The sequence below is a fragment of the uncultured Fibrella sp. genome (assembly GCF_964250085.1).
GTDB lineage: Bacteria > Bacteroidota > Bacteroidia > Cytophagales > Spirosomataceae > Fibrella.
In genome coordinates, this window is sequence record NZ_CAXUEC010000007.1 from 62,107 (window position 1) to 78,901 (window position 16,795).

The 16,795-nt window shown below is 52.1% G+C and carries 17 protein-coding genes; 5 read left to right on the forward strand and 12 right to left on the reverse strand.

Annotated elements, in window-relative coordinates:
• Nucleotides 1-2: 2 nt before the first annotated feature.
• The 4 genes from ACFE8Q_RS20410 to gatB form a co-directional block, all read right to left on the reverse strand.
• On the reverse strand, nucleotides 3-590 hold the full coding sequence (locus ACFE8Q_RS20410; protein ID WP_375447287.1) for a Uma2 family endonuclease: 588 nt from the start codon (nucleotides 588-590) through the stop codon (nucleotides 3-5).
• Between the two features lie 62 nt (nucleotides 591-652).
• Nucleotides 653-1,456, reverse strand: a complete 804-nt coding sequence (gene proC / locus ACFE8Q_RS20415) for a pyrroline-5-carboxylate reductase (protein WP_375447288.1) — start codon at nucleotides 1,454-1,456, stop codon at nucleotides 653-655.
• Nucleotides 1,457-1,551: 95 nt separating this feature from the next.
• Nucleotides 1,552-2,685 carry a redoxin domain-containing protein gene (locus ACFE8Q_RS20420; protein ID WP_375447289.1) on the reverse strand — a complete coding sequence of 378 codons (1,134 nt, stop codon included), beginning with the start codon at nucleotides 2,683-2,685 and terminating at the stop codon, nucleotides 1,552-1,554.
• Between the two features lie 172 nt (nucleotides 2,686-2,857).
• Nucleotides 2,858-4,339, reverse strand: a complete 1,482-nt coding sequence (gatB, locus tag ACFE8Q_RS20425) for an Asp-tRNA(Asn)/Glu-tRNA(Gln) amidotransferase subunit GatB (protein WP_375447290.1) — start codon at nucleotides 4,337-4,339, stop codon at nucleotides 2,858-2,860.
• A gap of 168 nt (nucleotides 4,340-4,507) precedes the next feature.
• Between gatB and bshC the strand changes: the two genes are divergently transcribed.
• Nucleotides 4,508-6,076: a bacillithiol biosynthesis cysteine-adding enzyme BshC gene (gene bshC / locus ACFE8Q_RS20430; RefSeq protein WP_375447291.1), complete on the forward strand. Its 1,569-nt coding sequence runs from the start codon at nucleotides 4,508-4,510 to the stop codon at nucleotides 6,074-6,076.
• Between the two features lie 17 nt (nucleotides 6,077-6,093).
• Here bshC and ACFE8Q_RS20435 read toward each other — a convergent pair whose 3' ends face one another.
• Complete coding sequence (locus ACFE8Q_RS20435; protein WP_375447292.1) at nucleotides 6,094-6,309, reverse strand: hypothetical protein; 216 nt, start codon at nucleotides 6,307-6,309, stop codon at nucleotides 6,094-6,096.
• Between the two features lie 158 nt (nucleotides 6,310-6,467).
• Here ACFE8Q_RS20435 and ACFE8Q_RS20440 point away from each other — a divergent pair, with 158 nt between their 5' ends.
• The 4 genes from ACFE8Q_RS20440 (at nucleotide 6,468) to ACFE8Q_RS20455 (ending at nucleotide 9,781) form a co-directional block, all read left to right on the forward strand.
• Nucleotides 6,468-7,055 (forward strand): 5-formyltetrahydrofolate cyclo-ligase, encoded by a 588-nt coding sequence (locus ACFE8Q_RS20440; protein WP_375447293.1) that lies wholly within the window; start codon nucleotides 6,468-6,470, stop codon nucleotides 7,053-7,055.
• Nucleotides 7,056-7,133: 78 nt separating this feature from the next.
• Nucleotides 7,134-7,874, forward strand: a complete 741-nt coding sequence (locus ACFE8Q_RS20445; RefSeq protein ID WP_375447294.1) for a porin family protein — start codon at nucleotides 7,134-7,136, stop codon at nucleotides 7,872-7,874.
• A 131-nt stretch (nucleotides 7,875-8,005) separates the two neighbouring features.
• Complete coding sequence (locus ACFE8Q_RS20450) at nucleotides 8,006-8,635, forward strand: porin family protein (RefSeq protein ID WP_375447295.1); 630 nt, start codon at nucleotides 8,006-8,008, stop codon at nucleotides 8,633-8,635.
• Nucleotides 8,636-8,767: 132 nt separating this feature from the next.
• Nucleotides 8,768-9,781, forward strand: coding sequence for an aspartate-semialdehyde dehydrogenase (locus ACFE8Q_RS20455; protein ID WP_375447296.1), 1,014 nt, complete (start codon nucleotides 8,768-8,770; stop codon nucleotides 9,779-9,781).
• Between the two features lie 133 nt (nucleotides 9,782-9,914).
• Here ACFE8Q_RS20455 and ACFE8Q_RS20460 read toward each other — a convergent pair whose 3' ends face one another.
• From ACFE8Q_RS20460 to ACFE8Q_RS20490, 7 genes are all read right to left on the reverse strand, one after another.
• Nucleotides 9,915-11,093 (reverse strand): acetyl-CoA C-acyltransferase, encoded by a 1,179-nt coding sequence (locus ACFE8Q_RS20460; protein ID WP_375447297.1) that lies wholly within the window; start codon nucleotides 11,091-11,093, stop codon nucleotides 9,915-9,917.
• 195 nt (nucleotides 11,094-11,288) lie between these two features.
• Nucleotides 11,289-11,846: an NADH-quinone oxidoreductase subunit J gene (locus ACFE8Q_RS20465; protein WP_375447298.1), complete on the reverse strand. Its 558-nt coding sequence runs from the start codon at nucleotides 11,844-11,846 to the stop codon at nucleotides 11,289-11,291.
• A gap of 89 nt (nucleotides 11,847-11,935) precedes the next feature.
• Nucleotides 11,936-12,496, reverse strand: coding sequence for a NuoI/complex I 23 kDa subunit family protein (locus ACFE8Q_RS20470; RefSeq protein WP_375447299.1), 561 nt, complete (start codon nucleotides 12,494-12,496; stop codon nucleotides 11,936-11,938).
• Nucleotides 12,497-12,588: 92 nt separating this feature from the next.
• On the reverse strand, nucleotides 12,589-13,746 hold the full coding sequence (gene nuoH, locus ACFE8Q_RS20475) for an NADH-quinone oxidoreductase subunit NuoH (RefSeq protein ID WP_375447300.1): 1,158 nt from the start codon (nucleotides 13,744-13,746) through the stop codon (nucleotides 12,589-12,591).
• 106 nt (nucleotides 13,747-13,852) lie between these two features.
• Complete coding sequence (locus ACFE8Q_RS20480) at nucleotides 13,853-14,929, reverse strand: 2Fe-2S iron-sulfur cluster-binding protein (RefSeq protein ID WP_375447301.1); 1,077 nt, start codon at nucleotides 14,927-14,929, stop codon at nucleotides 13,853-13,855.
• A gap of 113 nt (nucleotides 14,930-15,042) precedes the next feature.
• Nucleotides 15,043-16,047 carry an STELLO glycosyltransferase family protein gene (locus tag ACFE8Q_RS20485; protein ID WP_375447302.1) on the reverse strand — a complete coding sequence of 335 codons (1,005 nt, stop codon included), beginning with the start codon at nucleotides 16,045-16,047 and terminating at the stop codon, nucleotides 15,043-15,045.
• Nucleotides 16,048-16,053: 6 nt separating this feature from the next.
• The gene (locus ACFE8Q_RS20490) at nucleotides 16,054-16,794 is read right to left on the reverse strand and encodes a glycosyltransferase (RefSeq protein WP_375447303.1); all 741 of its coding nucleotides are present in this window, start codon (nucleotides 16,792-16,794) and stop codon (nucleotides 16,054-16,056) included.
• Nucleotide 16,795: the final 1 nt, after the last annotated feature.

Consider the following 16,795-nt stretch of genomic DNA (forward strand, 5'->3'; position numbering starts at 1 on the left):
CTTCATGACAGACGTAGATCGCTCAGTACGAAAGATAAGCCCGGCAACACATCCTCGCCAGTAAGCAGCTCGTCGAATGATCGGAGAATTTGAACAGAACCATCAGCTCGATATACGTAGACCGTTTCGGCTTCCGCATCAATGAGCCAGACTAATCGACAACCGGCTGCCAGCCAATTGTTCTGAATTTTACGTTGCAGAGAGGGAATAGAATCGGTTGATGAGCGCAGTTCGACAATGAAATCGGGGCAGAGAGGTGGAAATTTCTTCCGTTGTTCATCGGTCAGTGCCTGCCATCGGGTAGTGGTTACAAAAGCGGCATCAGCAGAACGTACGGCGGTGGAAGGTAACCGGAAGGCAGTCGATGAATCGAAAATTCGCCCTTGTTTCGCCTGCTTGTTCCATGACATTAGTTGAAACATTATTTCAGCATTACGAACCCCGGATTCGCCACCTGTATTCGATATAATTAAAATAGTACCGTTTGGCTCACGTTCAAAACGGAGATTATCGTTCTGTTGACAAAATTCGTAAAATTCATCGTCGTTGAGCCGCAAACGGTCGTAATGCAATTCGATTACCTCATCCATACCTGTCCTTACTTATAGCCGATTAACCTGACGTAGCAGGATAACAAACTTAAGTCCGAACTTTATCCCTTCGACAGCTCAGTGGCACGTACCTGAGCGGCGTGAATACCCGCTTGTAACGTCTCTGACAACGTACCTGCTTCGAATGTGCGAAGGGCGGCTTCGGTGGTGCCGCCTTTACTGGCTACAGCCTTGATCAGGTCGTCGAGCGATTTATCGGCGTTGTTGATCAGGTGGTACGAGCCGAGCATGGTTTGCTTCACCAGGAGCGAGGCCGTGCCTTCGTCGAATCCCATTTGCTTGCCGGCTTCCACCATCGCCTTCACCACATAGTAGAAATAGGCCGGACCGCTACCGCTGAGGGCTGTAACGGCATCAAGCATGGCCTCGTTTTCAAGGAAAATAGACCGGCCCGTAGCGTTGATCAGGTTCTCGACCTTCCGCAAACTGGCTGCGTCTACTTCGGGCGAGGCCGTAAAGCCAGTAATACCCATGCCCAGCATAGCGGGTGTGTTGGGCATGGCGCGAATCACCATGCGGTGGCTGAGCCGTTCCTGGATGAGACTGATCGGGATGCCCGCCATGATAGATAGCACCACCTGCCGGGGCTGAATCACGGCCCGTAGCTCATCCTGCGCCGAGGCAAAATCCTGGGGTTTCACCGACAGGATAATCAGATCGCTTTCGCCAACGCGCGGGCCTATTGTGTCAACGACAACGCCCGTTTTTTCAGACCGCAGGGCCGCAGACCGCTCAGCACTCTTTTCGATCAGTGTTAGGTTGTCCTTTTTTACGAGGTCATACTGCAAAAAGGACTTGGCAAACGCCATGCCCATGTTACCACAGCCAAGGATAGCTATTTTCATAAAAGACTGATTGATAGAACGCAGATTAAACGGATTGAGCAGATCAGTGATGATCTGCTCAATCCGTTTAATCTGCGTTCTATTGATTTATTGATTTATTTCAACATTTCGGCGAGTTTGGCCTCCAGGGCTTCACCACGCAGGTTTTTGGCGATGATCTTACCGCTTGGATCAAGCAGGAAGGTAGCCGGAATGGCGCTGACGCCGTATTGCTGAGCGGCGTATGACTGCCACCCTTTCAGGTCCGACACGTGCGTCCAGGTGAGATTATCGTTGCGGATGGCACGTACCCAGGCTTCGCGCTTACCGGGGTTATCGAGCGAGACACTGTAGATAGCAAATCCCTTTTCTTTAAACTTGTCGTACATCCGAACCACATTCGGGTTTTCGTTGCGACAAGGTCCGCACCAGCTAGCCCAGAAGTCGATGAGGACGTATTTACCGCGCAGCGATGACAGGGGAACGGTGGTGCCGTTGGTATCTGCCAGGGCAATTTCTGGTGCTTCCGAGCCTACGTTTACCCCCCGAATCCGGGCGATGTTGCCCATAAACGCTTTGGCATGTACGCTATTGGGATTTTCTTTCTCGAAGCGGCGGGCCAGTGTGTCCAGCGTGGGAAAATCGGTTTCCGTGCTCAGGAAGTTCGTTGCGTATAAAGCCGCCAGCGACGTACCCAGCTCAGGTAGCATGGCCTTCACTTTCTGTGTATTTGCCCGCGACGCTTCATCAAAGCTCTTCTCGATCTGGCTCATCGATTTGGCATCGTTGCGGGTTTGGGCTTCCTGATACGATTTCATCAGATCCTGGCCTTTCGCCTGCAAATCGGTCTGCATCTGGTACAGCACCCGGAACTGATCGTTCGTTTTAGCCCCGCTCATCGTCACTTTTGGCTTGGGGGTTGGGGCGTTTTTCTCTTTGCCTTTGATGCCCGGCTCAACCAGTACCTCAATGGTTTCACCGCCTTCGAGCAAAACGGGCATTTTGGTTGTTCCGCCCACATTGACAATGTAAATGTTGCCCCCTTCAGGTACGTTGGTCTTCAACAAAAACCGTCTTTCGGGACCAACAACAGTCGAGTCCAGCCGTACGGTGGGGGCGTTGTTCGATTCCAGATACACTTTGCTGCCCGGAACGGCGTTTTTCAGCAGGCCCGCTACGGTCGCCTGCTTCTGTGCCTGAGCGGCCACACCAACCAGCAGGAAGGACAGGCCAAGAAATACGTGTTTCATGTTTTATAAGTTATCATTTATGGTCATTACGCTACGCTGCCAATCGCTATACGTCATTATGTTCGCTGTCATTAGGCGGGCATTCATTGTTTTCGCGAAAAATGACTACCTACTGACAGCGAAGCATAATGACTACTTAATGACGCCAAAGGCTAATGACGCAAAGCAAAAATCAGCCCAACGTTTTAACCACTAATTGATTTACCAATTTCGGATCAGCCGACCCTTTTGACTTTTTCATTACCTCACCAACGAAAAGACCGAGCAGGTTCTTTTTTCCTTTTCGGTACTGTTCCACTTTGTCGGGCCAGGCAGCAAGCGTCTGGTCTATTAACGACTGTAACGCGTCTGTATTACGGTTCTGTAACAAGCCATTAGCCGTTGCTAGTTCGGCAGGGCTGGCGTCGGGTTGATCCACCATCAGGCCGAAGATGGTTTGCGCGGCGGTTTGACTAACCGTTCCATCGTCGATCAGGCGAATCAGCGAAGCCAGGGCCGATGCCGACACGGGAAACTGATTCTCGCGCGTCATCCGTTCGGTAAGCTGGGCTTTCAACGGGCCCATCACCCAGTTGGAGGCTGCTTTAAAATTCGGGGTCTCGTGGCAAACAGCTTCGTAAAAATCGGCCAGTTCGCGGGTGTCGGTCAGTAGGGCTGCGTCATACTCGGGCAGGCCGTACTGATTCGTGAATTTCAGGTAGCGTTCGCGGGGAAGAGCGGGCATCCGGGTACGTATCTCCGCCAGCCATTCGTCAGAAATAACCACCGGCATCAGGTCCGGGTCAGGGAAATACCGGTAATCGTTCATGCTTTCTTTTTCGCGCATGCCCAGCGTTTGCCCCGTAGCCGCGTCGAACGTGCGGGTTTCCTGAATCAGTCGGCCACCTGCTTCCGTAACCGCCACCTGTCGGCTGAATTCGCTGTCGATGGCCCGTTGCACGTTGCGAATCGAGTTCAGGTTCTTTACTTCCACCTTGGTGCCCAGTTCGGTGGCACCGCGCGGCCGGATCGATACGTTCACGTCGCATCGCAGTGAGCCTTCTTCCATGTTGCCGTCGCAGATGCCGAGGTAGCGAACCAGCCGCCGAACCTCGGTCAGAAACTGCCCTGCTTCATCGGCCGAGCGCAGGCAGGGTTCCGTCACCATCTCGATCAGCGGCGTACCGGCGCGATTATAGTCAAGGCAGGTGGCCGCAGGGTCGGCGTCATGAATGCTCTTGCCGGCGTCTTCTTCGAGGTGAATATGATGCAGTTGAATGGTGGTGTCGCGAACGACCCCGTCGAAATCGCGGGCTTTCACCAGAATGCCGCCGCCCACACAAATTGGCCCTTTATCCTGCGATAGCTGATAGCCCTTTGGCAGATCGGGGTAGAAATAATTTTTACGGGCAAATACGTTGCGGCGGGTAATCTCGCAGCCACAGGCAATGCCCATCCTGACGGCGTAGTCAACGGCCACCCGATTGGCTTTCGGCAGCGCGCCCGGATGTGCCAGGGTAATCACGCTCACCTGCGTGTTGGGATCCGCCCCGAACGCATTGGCATCGGCGGCAAACATCTTGCTTTGGGTAAGCAGTTGGCAATGCACTTCCAGCCCAATAACGGCTTCGTATTGGGTTGTGGGCGTGTAGACTACGGTCGATTCGGTTTGCATCAGGGCAAAGATAAGGCTTTGGTTTCACCCCCAACCCCCTGAAGGGGGCTAAAGCTGATGCAAGTGTACCTTGGGCAGAGCTTTAGCCTTCTTTAGAGAGTTGGGGGTGAAACTTGAAACCCACTAAGCACGTTCAAGCACCTGTAACCCGTCATTCGTTCTGCCTGCATGGAGTGTCAATACGTGCCCCTCTCGGCCACTGGCCAGTTTTCGTCTCTATTCCTCGATTACCTGAATCAACATTCCGCCGTAAAACCGTTCTACGGCGAATTTCCAACCCTCGACGCCTTTCCCCGACAGATTAAGCAGAAACAGTTCTCTGACCAAAACCGGAATATCCTGGCCGATGTGCTGACGCGCCAATATGCCCGGCTTAACAACCCCGCCGTAGCAGGGCAGACAGTGCCTGCTATCGACGCGCTGCGGCAACCAAACACGTTTGCGGTTACTACGGGTCATCAACTGAATATATTTACGGGGCCATTGTACATCATGTACAAAATTGTGACGATCCTGAATCTGGCCAAAAAGCTGAAGGAGGCGTACCCGGATTATAACTTTGTGCCGGTTTACTGGATGGCGTCGGAAGACCACGATTTTGCCGAAATCAATCATTTTCGGCTTTTCGGACGTACCCACAGTTGGGAAACCGAACAGCGTGGGGCCGTGGGGCGCATGAACCCGCGCGAACTGGCCGACGTATTAAAAACTATTCCTGAGAAACTGCCCCTCTTTGAAGAGGCATACCTGAACCACGATTCCCTGGCCGACGCCGTTCGGTTCTACATGCACGAGCTGTTCGGGGCCGAAGGGCTGATTTGCCTGGATGCTGACGATGCTGCACTGAAACGGATTTTCTCGCCCATTATCCGCGATGAACTGCTACAGCAAACAACCAGTGCGCTGGTGAACAAAACCACCGAAACGCTGAACGAACTGGGCTATAAAACACCGATTTCGCCCCGCGATATCAACCTGTTTTACCTCCTCGACGGGCTTCGTGAGCGAATCACCCGTACCGACGACGGCTATGACGTGCTGAACACGAAACTGCGGTTTACGGAGGCCGAACTGCTGGCAGAACTGGAGCAGAACCCCGAACGATTCAGCCCCAACGTAGTGATGCGCCCGTTGTACCAGGAAACCATTCTGCCAAACCTCGCTTACATTGGCGGGCCTTCTGAAGTGCCTTACTGGTTACAACTGAAGGCCGAGTTTGATCATTACAAACTGGCGTTTCCGATGCTGATGCCCCGGAATTTTGCCTTATACGTACCCAGAGTAGCCGCCCGGCGGATCAACAAACTTGGCCTGACCGTTACCGATATGTTTCAGGATGTGGTGGCCCTGAAACGGGCGTACGTTGAGCATCATACTGAACACAGCCTCAAGTTCGACGCCGAGAATAAAGTAGTAAACAAGGCGCTGGCCACTATTCTGCAAAAAGCGCAACTCGTTGACCCGACGTTGGAAAAAGCCGTTCTGGCCGAAACCAAGCGGTTTGCCAATGCCGTGGTTCGGCTGGAAAAAAAGATGCGCCGCGCTGAAGAGCATAATCAGGAGACAGGCGTTCGGCAACTACTGGCTGTGAAAGAAGAGTTATTCCCCAGTGGTACGCCCCAGGAACGCGCCGATAATTTCCTGACGTTCTACCTTAACGACCCCACGTTTCTACAAAAGCTGCTCGCCAACTTCGACCCGCTCAAGTTCCAGATGCAGGTTTGCCTGGAAAGCTGAGCGAGGTGACTGAATAGCTATTTTCGTCTGATCCAGATGCTTCCTCCTTTATTGTCGAGGCAGATGGGCATATGCCCAGCGAAGCGCTGGGCGCGAAATTCTTCCAGAAAGGTGTTAAAAGCAATGATCTCGAAATCAGAATCATGGCTCAAAAATTGGTTGCCTTCTCTAAGGTCTATCCCGGCTACAGTACGAACAGAAGAAGCAAAAAGCGCATCGGCCCGGCGGCGCATGTCATTTTTGTCTACTGTCTACTATAGGACTGTAGTAGTGCCCCGGTGGCGGGCCAAGCAACGCCCCTCGGCGCATACCAGCCAGACGCTGGAGAATGTTGGCTACTGTTACTTGCATACTACAGCGGTTTAAATGGATAGAATAAGATAAATCCCCGATGGATAAACAGGCAATTCGACTTGAGTACCGGCAAAGAAGACGCGACGTCCCTTTATCGGAGAGGGTTATAAAAAGTCAGGGGATACAGCAGCTATTTTTTTCAGATCCCCGCATCATGGCCTGTCTACATCGGCCGGGTGCGGTCGTGCATACGTACCTGCCTATCCGGCGGCAACGGGAGGTGGATACCTGGCCCATCATTCATCGACTTTGGGACGATTTCCCGCAGGTACGTATCTGGTCGTCGCTGACTGATGCAGACACGAATACGCTACAGTCCTTTCCGTTGACGACCGAGACGCCACTGACTGAAACGAAATGGGGGATTCCGGTGCCTATAGGTACGTTTGAGCCCGTTGTCGGCCAGCCTGATCTGGTCATTGTTCCGCTTCTGGCTTTCGATAAGCAAGGGCACCGCGTTGGCTACGGTGGTGGCTACTACGACCGTTTTCTGGCCGAGGCTGGCCCTGACTGTTTGAAAATAGGCCTATCATTTTTCGAGCCGCTAGACCATATAAGTGGTGTAGAACAGACGGATGTGCGGTTGGATGGATGTATTTCGCCAGAAAAGCAATGGTGGTTTTAGGCATAACAGTAGGAAGATAGGTTGGCGTCTGGCTGCTTCTTCCGTTTTTTGCAGTCGCAAAACAGCCTGTTGACTCCTATGAAACGCCTCTGTGTAACCCTGCTTCTGTTCTCGTTGTATTCAGCTACCGCCACTGCTCAGATACGTTACGGCGTTATGGGCAGCGTTCAGGCGAGTAACGTTGCCTCAACAGTGGATCTTACATCACTAGGGCCAACTCTGGGTACGTTGGCGGTGCCAATCAATCAGCGGGTAGGTTTCCGGGCCGGGCTGATGGCTGATATTCCGCTTACAGATCGGCTCTCTGTGCGGCCGCAACTGCTGTATTCGGTGAAAGGCGGCAATGTCGACGTAGGTACGTTCGTCGCCAACGCCCTCACCCGAGTTGGTTTGCCCAGTTCAACATTATCAATTGGCACCCCAATCTCGAAAGTGGTGGTCAATTATATTGAGTTGCCGGTGATGGTTACGTATGGTTTCGAGGCGGGGCCGGGGCGGCTGGTTGTTGGCGCAGGGCCCTATGCGGCCGTGGCTGTGGGTGGTACGATCAACGGGGAGTCGATCAACTTTGATACCAGTAATTTTCATAAACACGATCTGGGCGCAACGGCTTCGCTTGGGTATGAACTGCCTGTTGGGCTCACCTTCTCGGCCTACTACACCCACGGGCTGACCAACTTCTCAAAAAACTCGACGCCAAACTTTGCCGCTCTTAACCCAACGAACCCGACTGCATCGTTAGACCCATCTGCCTTTGGCGGAACGTTACGAAACCGCAGTTATGGCATCTCTATTGGCTACTTTTTGGATCACCATTAACAGAAAAACTACTTGTTAACTACGCTTAGTAGATTAAGCAGTATTTATAATTGCTTTATGGGGGATTGTACTTGGTTTTCGCCTACTTTTCAGGCTCAATCCATTTACACACTTACAATCCCCTATTTACAATGTTACGTAATCTACTTTCAGTTTGTGCCTTTTTGCTCTTGGGCAGTATCACCACCTCGTTTGGCCAGGTTGCTGTAGGCGTTAAAGGCAGTTTGCAGCTATCAAATATTACGATTACCCCATCCTCTCAACAAGCGTCGAGCCTGGTAGGCTTTCAGGCGGGCTTAATGCTCGACCTGCCTATTACTGACGAGATATCGCTGCGTCCGCAACTGCTGTACTCTGTTAAAGGTGCCAAACAAAGCGCCAGTGCGCAGGGCATTACTTTAGAACAAAAAGCAATGATCAATTACCTGGAAATTCCGGTTCAACTAACCTACGGATTTGAGGCAGGTGAGGGCCGGGTTGTTCTAGGTGCTGGTCCTTACGTGGGTTATGCTTTGAGTGGCAGCTCTGTATCAACATTTAATGGGCAGTCAGAAACAACAAAATTTACCTTCGATGACAAAGACGACCTAAAGCGGATCGACGTAGGTCTACATATATCTGCTGGCTACGAGCTGTCGTCAGGTCTGTTAGTATCAGGCTATTTCTCACCTGGTTTAACTAGTATCAGCAGCGACAAAGATGTCACAGCCAAGACGACTGCCTATGGCCTATCTGTAGGCTATTTCTTTGGTGGTCGATAAGTGAAAGCTTGTCCTATTCGTGAAAAGCCTGTCTGGTATAAATCAGACAGGCTTTTTGTTTGTTTAAGCGACAAGTTATCGGCTTTCGCCGTACTTTTGCGGTCAATTTTTCAATAAAACGTCGAAAATTCTATGAAAATCGCAGTCGTTGGGGCCACGGGCTTAGTCGGTGGCGAGATGCTGAAGGTACTGGCCGAACGGAATTTCCCGGTCACTGAACTCATTCCTGTCGCGTCAGAGCGGTCGGTTGGTAAACAGGTGATGTTCAAGGGCGAACCCGTCACGGTAGTCGGCTACGATGAGGCCATCGCCCGCAAACCCGCGATTGCCATCTTCTCGGCTGGCGGAAGCACCTCGCTCGAACTGGCTCCGCGCTTTGCCGAGGCTGGCATTACCGTGATCGACAATTCGTCGGCCTGGCGCATGGACCCAACCAAAAAACTGGTTGTTCCCGAAGTAAACGCCGATACGCTGACGGTCGATGATAAGATCATTGCCAACCCCAACTGTTCAACCATTCAGATGGTGGTGGTGTTGAAGCCGCTACATGAGAAATACAAGATCAAACGGGTAGTTGTCTCAACGTATCAGTCTGTTACCGGAACGGGGAAAGCGGCTGTTGATCAGTTGTTTGCTGAACGAAATGGCGATAATTCGGTAGCCAAAGTGTACCCGCACCCAATCGACCTGAACGTCTTGCCACATATCGATGTGTTCCTCGATAATGGCTACACGAAAGAGGAAATGAAGATGGTGAAGGAAACGACCAAGATCATGGGTGATGACTCGATTCGGGTAACGGCCACTACCGTTCGTATTCCAACCATCGGCGGCCACTCAGAAGCGGTAAACATTGAATTTGAGAACGACTTCGATCTGAAGGAAGTAACCGAGTTGCTTGCCCGGGCCGAGGGCGTTATTGTGCAGGATGATCCAGCCAACAAAATCTACCCCATGCCCCTCACTGCGCATGGTAAAGATGAAGTATTCGTTGGCCGAATCCGCCGCGATGAAAGTCAAGACAACACGTTGAACCTCTGGATCGTAGCCGATAATCTGCGTAAAGGAGCCGCTACTAACGCTGTACAAATCGCCGAATACCTGCTGAAGCACGAGCTGGTTGGCGAAACTGCGCAGGTGGTATAAATGACTTTTGATTAGTCTTAAAAAAGCCCTGCCTTACCGACATCGGTAAGGCAGGGCTTTTTTACTATGTAACGCGGATTTCAGTCCGCATTTTTGTTCATTGACAGGCGGACTCAAATCCGCGTCAGATACATTAATTCAGCCGTTCGAAAATACCGGCTACGCCTTGTCCGCCACCTACGCAGGCCGACACCATGCCGTATTTCTCATCCCGGCGACGCATTTCATTCAGCAATTGTACAGACAGCCGGGCACCCGTTGAACCGAGGGCGTGACCTAGAGCGATAGCTCCGCCATTGTGATTGATTTTGCTGCGATCAAGGCCCAGTTCCTGAATAACGGCCAGTGATTGGGCCGCAAAGGCTTCGTTCAATTCAATCTGGTCGATATCATCCTGTTTCAAACCTGCTTTCTGCAAGGCAATGGGGATAGCCGCTACTGGCCCAATGCCCATGATCCGTGGCTCAACACCAGCCGACGCATAAGACATCATCCGGGCAACTGGCTTCAGATTCAGTTCGTTTACCAACCGTTCCGACATGACGATCACGAAAGCCGCCCCATCAGACGTTTGTGATGAGTTGCCGGCTGTTACGGAGCCACCTGCGGCAAAAACGGGCCGTAGTTTGGCGAGGCCTTCAGCACTCGTGTCTTTCCGTGGACCTTCATCCTGCGCAACGGTCCATTCGCGCGTCTTCTTCTTGCCACTGGCTTCGTCGAAGTACGTCTCTTTTACGGCAATGGGGACAATCTCGTCGGTAAATTTACCGGCTGCCTGCGCTGCCAACGCCCGCTTGTGCGATTCCAGCGCAAACTCGTCCTGTGCGTCACGACTGATCTTGAACTGGTCGGCTACCTGCTCGGCAGTCAGGCCCATACCGATATAATAATCAGGATGTGATTTGGCAATGTCGTAGTTCAAAGCCGTTTTCCAGCCCATCACCGGCACCATCGACATGGATTCGGTGCCGCCGGCGATAATACAGTCGGCCATACCCGCGTGAATTTTGGCCGAGGCAATGGCAATCGCCTCCAGACCTGAGCCACAATAGCGGTTGATGGTCATGCCGGGTACACTACTGGGTAAAGAAAGCAGGGCGATGTACCGCGAAATCTGCATGCCTTGTTCGGCTTCGGGCACGGCATTACCCACGATGAGGTCTTCAACGCGGGCAGGGTCAAGGTTTGGCACCTGGGCCAGCAAGTGTTTGATCACTTCGGCGGCCAGATCGTCGGGGCGGGTTAGCCGCAGACCACCACGCGGGGCTTTACCAACGGGGCTACGGAAACCAGCTACAATATATGCGTCCATAGAAAGGGCGTTTGATGTTTCGAGTTTGAGACGCAAACCAGCCGGTGGCCAGGTACGTCTTTACCTTATTAACAAAAGTTGATTTGGAATAGTACAAAGATAGAAAAAATAGTATGCACGCATACTATTCTGTAAAAGGCAGAAAAAAAGCCGCTCTTGATGAGCGGCTAGCGAACTATAAGTAACTTTCTGTAATCAGAAATGAGGGTCGCCTGCTTCGCGTTTGCCAAGCATAACTGCCCCAACCATCGCAATAAGGAAGAGTACCGAGGCTAGCTCGAACGGCAGAATGTAGTCACTGTAGAGTACAATACCGAGCCGTTCAACCAGACCGGTCTGAGCGTCGAAAGCTGCCGGATTGTATGACCCCGCCGGTGCTGCATTGAAAATCGAGAGGAGCAGTACCATCAGCACGCCGCCGACAATAACGCCCGCCGTTTTGGTAATCGTCACTTTCGATTCTTCATCATCCTGCTTCAGGTTGAGGAACATGATGGCAAACAGGAACAGAACCATGATGGCTCCGGCATACACGATGATATTCACGATAGCCAGGAACTGTGCATTGAGGAGCATATAGTGGCCCGTCAGACAGAAAAAGGTGAAGATCAAAGCCAGTACGCTGTGTATAGGGTTCCGGGCTGTAACGACCGAAATAGCACTCAGTAGCGTGATAAACCCAAGTCCGTAGAACAGATAACCGGCGGTGGTCAGGGTTTTAAGGTGGGCCAGGAAAGAGTCGAATTGGTGCATGAGTTTGTCTGTATGGTTTGTTGGTTGCGGTTTGTGGTTGCTTCACTCATTAGAAGCGCACCCACAAACCGCAACCAACAAACGTATAATTAGGCCACCGATCGTGAGAGAGTAGGTTCTGTTGGCGTTGCTTTCACGTCGGGGTTGTTGCGAACGTACCTGTCGTCGAGTTTTTCAACGAGCTTGTCTTTTCCGTAGATCACGTCTTCACGGCTAACCACTACGGGCACCATACGGTCGTGGCGAAGGTAAACGGCCTGTTTGGGGCAGGCTTCTTCGCAAAGGCCGCAGAAGATGCAACGCAACATGTTTATCTCGTAAACGGCCGCATATTTCTCTTCGCGATAGAGCGTTTCTTCGCCTTTCTTCCGTTCGGCCGCTACCATCGAAATCGCTTCGGCCGGACAGGCCACCGCGCACAGGCCACAGGCCGTACACCGTTCGCGCCCCTGCTCGTCGCGCTTCAGCACATGATGCCCGCGAAAAACAGGCCCCAGGTACCGCTTCACTTCCGGGTATTGAATGGTTGCCTTCTTCATGAAGAAGTGCCGGATCGTGATGGCCAGTCCGCCAAGAACAGCGGGCAGGTACATCCGCTCAGCCAGCGTCATTTCCTTATTGCTGACTTGTTTTGATCGGTTCGTTAACATTTGAAAGTGTTTACTATTTTCTGTCTTCTGTTGCTCCGCTTTTTGAGTACCTCAACTAAGCGAAGCAACAGAAGACAGTAAACTTGTTTAACTTAAACTTGTGGCACAGCCACTGGCTTGCGACGCGGGGCTTTAATGGCGTTGGTTGCGGCCAGAACCACCATCACCAGAACGATCGCCCACGTGGCATACTTGATATTGTAAAGAAGTCCCGCGCCGGTCAGAATAACGTTCAGGATCGAGAGCGGAATCAGCGATTTCCAGCCAAGGTTCATCAGTTGATCGTAGCGGAAACGGGGAACCGTCCAACGTACCCACATGAAGAAGAAGATGAAGAAGAAGATTTTGGCAAAAAGAACAACCGTACCAATCAGCGTGGCTACGTTATGACCGGCTACGTTGCCCAGCGAACCAACCAGCGCATCATGCACCTGCGTCATGAACGGATAATGGAAGCCACCAAAATACAGCGTAGAAATCACGGCCGACGAGGTGAACATGTTGATGTACTCCGAGAACAGGTAGAAACCCAGCTTCATCGAGCTGTATTCGGTATGGTAACCGCCCACGAGTTCGGTTTCGCACTCCGGTAAGTCGAACGGCGTACGGTTACATTCCGCAAAAGCGCAGGTGAGGAAGATCACAAAGCCCAGCGGTTGTGTGAAGACGTTCCATTCCCAGACATTTGCCTGTTCACTTACGATGGTCCTTAGCGACAGCGAGCCCGTCATCATCAGAATGGCAATGATCGACAGGCCCAGAGCTACTTCGTAGCTGATATTTTGGGAAGCCGCACGAATGGCACCCAGCAGCGAAAACTTGTTGTTGGACGCCCAGCCGCCAATCATGATGCCATATACACCCAGCGAAACCACGCCGAAAACGTATAGGATGCCCACGTTCACGTCAAGGCCCTGCACAGGTACGTCGAAGCTACCGTAGCGGATACTATCGCCAAAGGGAATCACGGCACTCGACATCAGTGCCGTGAGCATCGCCAGACACGGCCCGAGAATAAATAACCATTTACTGGCCTGAGCGGGAATGAAATCTTCCTTGAAGAACATTTTTCCAGCGTCGGCAATGGGTTGTAGCAGGCCCAGTGGGCCAGCCCGGTTTGGGCCGATTCGATCCTGCAAAAACGCGGCTACCTTCCGCTCGGCATAGGTCGAGTAGGTAGCAATCAGCAGGGTGATTCCGAAAATAGCCAGAATCACGAGCGACTTGATAATGAGAACGGTAAGATCCATAAACTACTGTTGAAGAGTTTTCTGTCTTCCGTCTTCTATTGCTTTACTAAACCAAACTCAGGTACGTTAGCGAAGCAACAGAAGACGGAAGACAGAAGACAGTAAACTATTCTTTTGCCGAAGGCAGTGTTTTGGCAAAACGTTCGGGTGGTAACTGTTGAATGCCGAGTTGTGAGGTGTCGCGCGCATCATCGATGGGTTTGTACTCGGCAGCGGCCAGTCTGGCTCCGAATGAAGGAACAGTCAGATTTTTCGGGTACTTATTAGCTGAAATCACTGATGCCCGCGAAATCTTCGTTGGCCCTTCAATCACCCAATCGGCCGTATCTTTTTTGTCGAAGCGGCAGGTGTTACAGATAAACTCCTTCACCTCGCCCCATTCGTTTTTGCGGGCCGTTACCCGGATCACCTCATCACCGCGATACCAAAGCGAAACCTTACCCGAGCAGGTAGGGCAGTCGCGGTGCGCATCAACGGGCTTGGTGAACCACACGCGGTTTTTGAACCGATACGTCTTATCGGTCAGGGCACCAACGGGGCAAACGTCGATTACGTTGCCTGAAAAATCGTTGTCGATGGCCTTTTCGATATACGTACCTATCTCCGAGGCATCGCCCCGGTTCAATACGCCGTGCACCCGCTTCTCAGTGATCTGATCGGCAGTATATACGCAGCGGTAGCACAGGATGCAGCGCGTCATGTGCAACTGGATATACGGACCAATATCGGTTTTCTCGAACGTGCGCCGTTCTTCTTCGTAACGGGTCTGGACGGCCCCATGCTCGAACGCAAAGTTCTGCAAATCGCACTCACCAGCCTGGTCGCATACCGGGCAGTCGAGGGGGTGATTGATGAGCAGGAATTCAACAATGCCTTTGCGGGCTTCCAATACGGCCGGGTTCGAGAAGTTTTCGACCACCATACCGTCCTGCACGGGCGTAATGCAGGAAGCGACCAGTTTCGGCATTGGGCGCGGATCTTTGGCTGATCCGGCTGCCACGCGCACCAGACAGGCCCGGCACTTACCACCACTGCCTTTCAACGGCTCGTAGTAGCACATGGCCGGTGGGGCAACTTCGGGACCAATTTTACGGGCTGCCTGAAGGATAGTTGTCCCCGGCTCAACTTCGACCTCGATGCCGTCGACGGTTACTTTAACTAACTGAACTTGATTGTCAACCATGTTATGAAGGCAGTTCGCTTGCCCAAAAGGGGGTAGCTACTATAGATAACGACAGAACAGTTGCCTGGCCTATCTAAGGACTTTTCTTTAACTGTAAAATAACGACACAACCGTCAGAAACCCAACTTTTGAATGTCGCTGATCCACGCTTCGACCAGCGGCATTTCGGCCTTGCCCACATAGTTTTTCTCGGTTAGCAACTGATAGCACCGAAGTACGTTAGCATGGATGTTTTCGGTGCCCAGCGGTAAGTCTAAATCAGCCAGATCGCGGCAGATTTGCAGGTTCTGGGTGTACCCGCTTACTTCATCCTCAAAGTCGCGCATTAGGTTATGCTCGTTGCGTTCCTGCCAAACGGTTGCCTTATGAAACAGGATGCTCCAGCCGCATGTCCAGGCTACGCGCTGCGCCACGTAACTGCGCCAGATATCGGTCATTCGGAAGCTACAATGCGAGGGTAGATACAACAGCGGAAATGCCTCAGGAAACCAGGTTGTGTTCTGGCTGTTGAACGCGCACCAGGCTCCATTGCCCAGCGCCACACTGTCGCGTTGCTCAAATGAAACGGGCAGAGGCAGGGTTAAGCGGTAAATGGCATCAACGTCGGGGTTCTCGTCGGCCAGGCCCTGCTGAATGGGACATAGCACATCGGTCAGGCCGGGTAATTCCGGGAGCGGATCGTGCAGGTGTTCAAGCGCATAGCCTCGAGGCCAGATGTGAATGTCGGTGAAATATTTATAGACGTTTGTCCAGCCAGTTTGGGTGAGGCCGTGGGCCTGCTGGGTATGTTCCCGGCTTTCCCAGAAGGGGGCACGCGGATAATTATCGTCGTCTGTTTCCAGAATGACCTCTGCACCCTGCTGCATGGCCACCAAATAGCCGAGGTTCTTTCGGCCATAATGGCGCGTAGGCAGGTCGTTAACCAGCGAAAACGGTAGACCCAACTGACGGTCAATATCCCAAAAATCACAACCAGGCAGATCAAACTGAGCCGGTGATTTGGTATCGCCCATCACCACGAAGTTAACTCCATTAGCTACCGACTGGTCAGCGCAGTCTTTTAACACAGCGTTGGGTGCTGATATGGACGTTATGACTAAAAATGTATTCTTGTTCATGTCTTTCTATTCGATCAGGGCTGCTTTACCCGCAAGGCGCAATTTAAAATAATACCAAAGTGTTGATAATGAATTTTTTATGGCATTATCCGACACGCTGGGCGATGGGGCCCGGTAGTGAATGGGAATTTCGGCAAAGCGTTTCTTTCGTAACAGGTACCGTAGTTCTGTCTGGTAAAAGTGGGCTGTCGATTTCAACGGGTAAGCGGTAAACTCGGCTACTGTACTGGCGTGGAATCCCTGAAAACCCGACGTCATGTCGTGCATATTGCTGCCCAGCAGCACGTTTGACATGATCGTACCAATTTTCGACAGGAACGTGCGCTTGAAATTCGACTTGTAGATTGATCCGCCGTTGATGAACCGGCTGCCAAACGCGCATTCATTACCTTCATTCAAAACGCGCAGAAACATAGGAATGGCACGTGGATCGTGGGAAAGGCCCGCATCCATTTCGATGATGATGTCGTGGCCATTCTTCAGCGCTTCCCGGTAGCCGCGCAGGTAAGCATCAACGATGTTCCGATTTTCGGGGGCCCAGATCGTGATAAATCGCTTGTCGCGGGCCGATAAAGCCCTGGCCAGATCAAGCGTCCGGTCTTTGGTTACACTATCAATTACCATGTAGACGCACCCGCACTGCAGCTTGTCTAACTCTGTGGCGAGTGCCGATGTGTACTCAGCAAATTCTTTCTCTTCATTCGCCATCGGTGTAACAATGGCGAAGTTATTTTCGTAGAAAAGCACG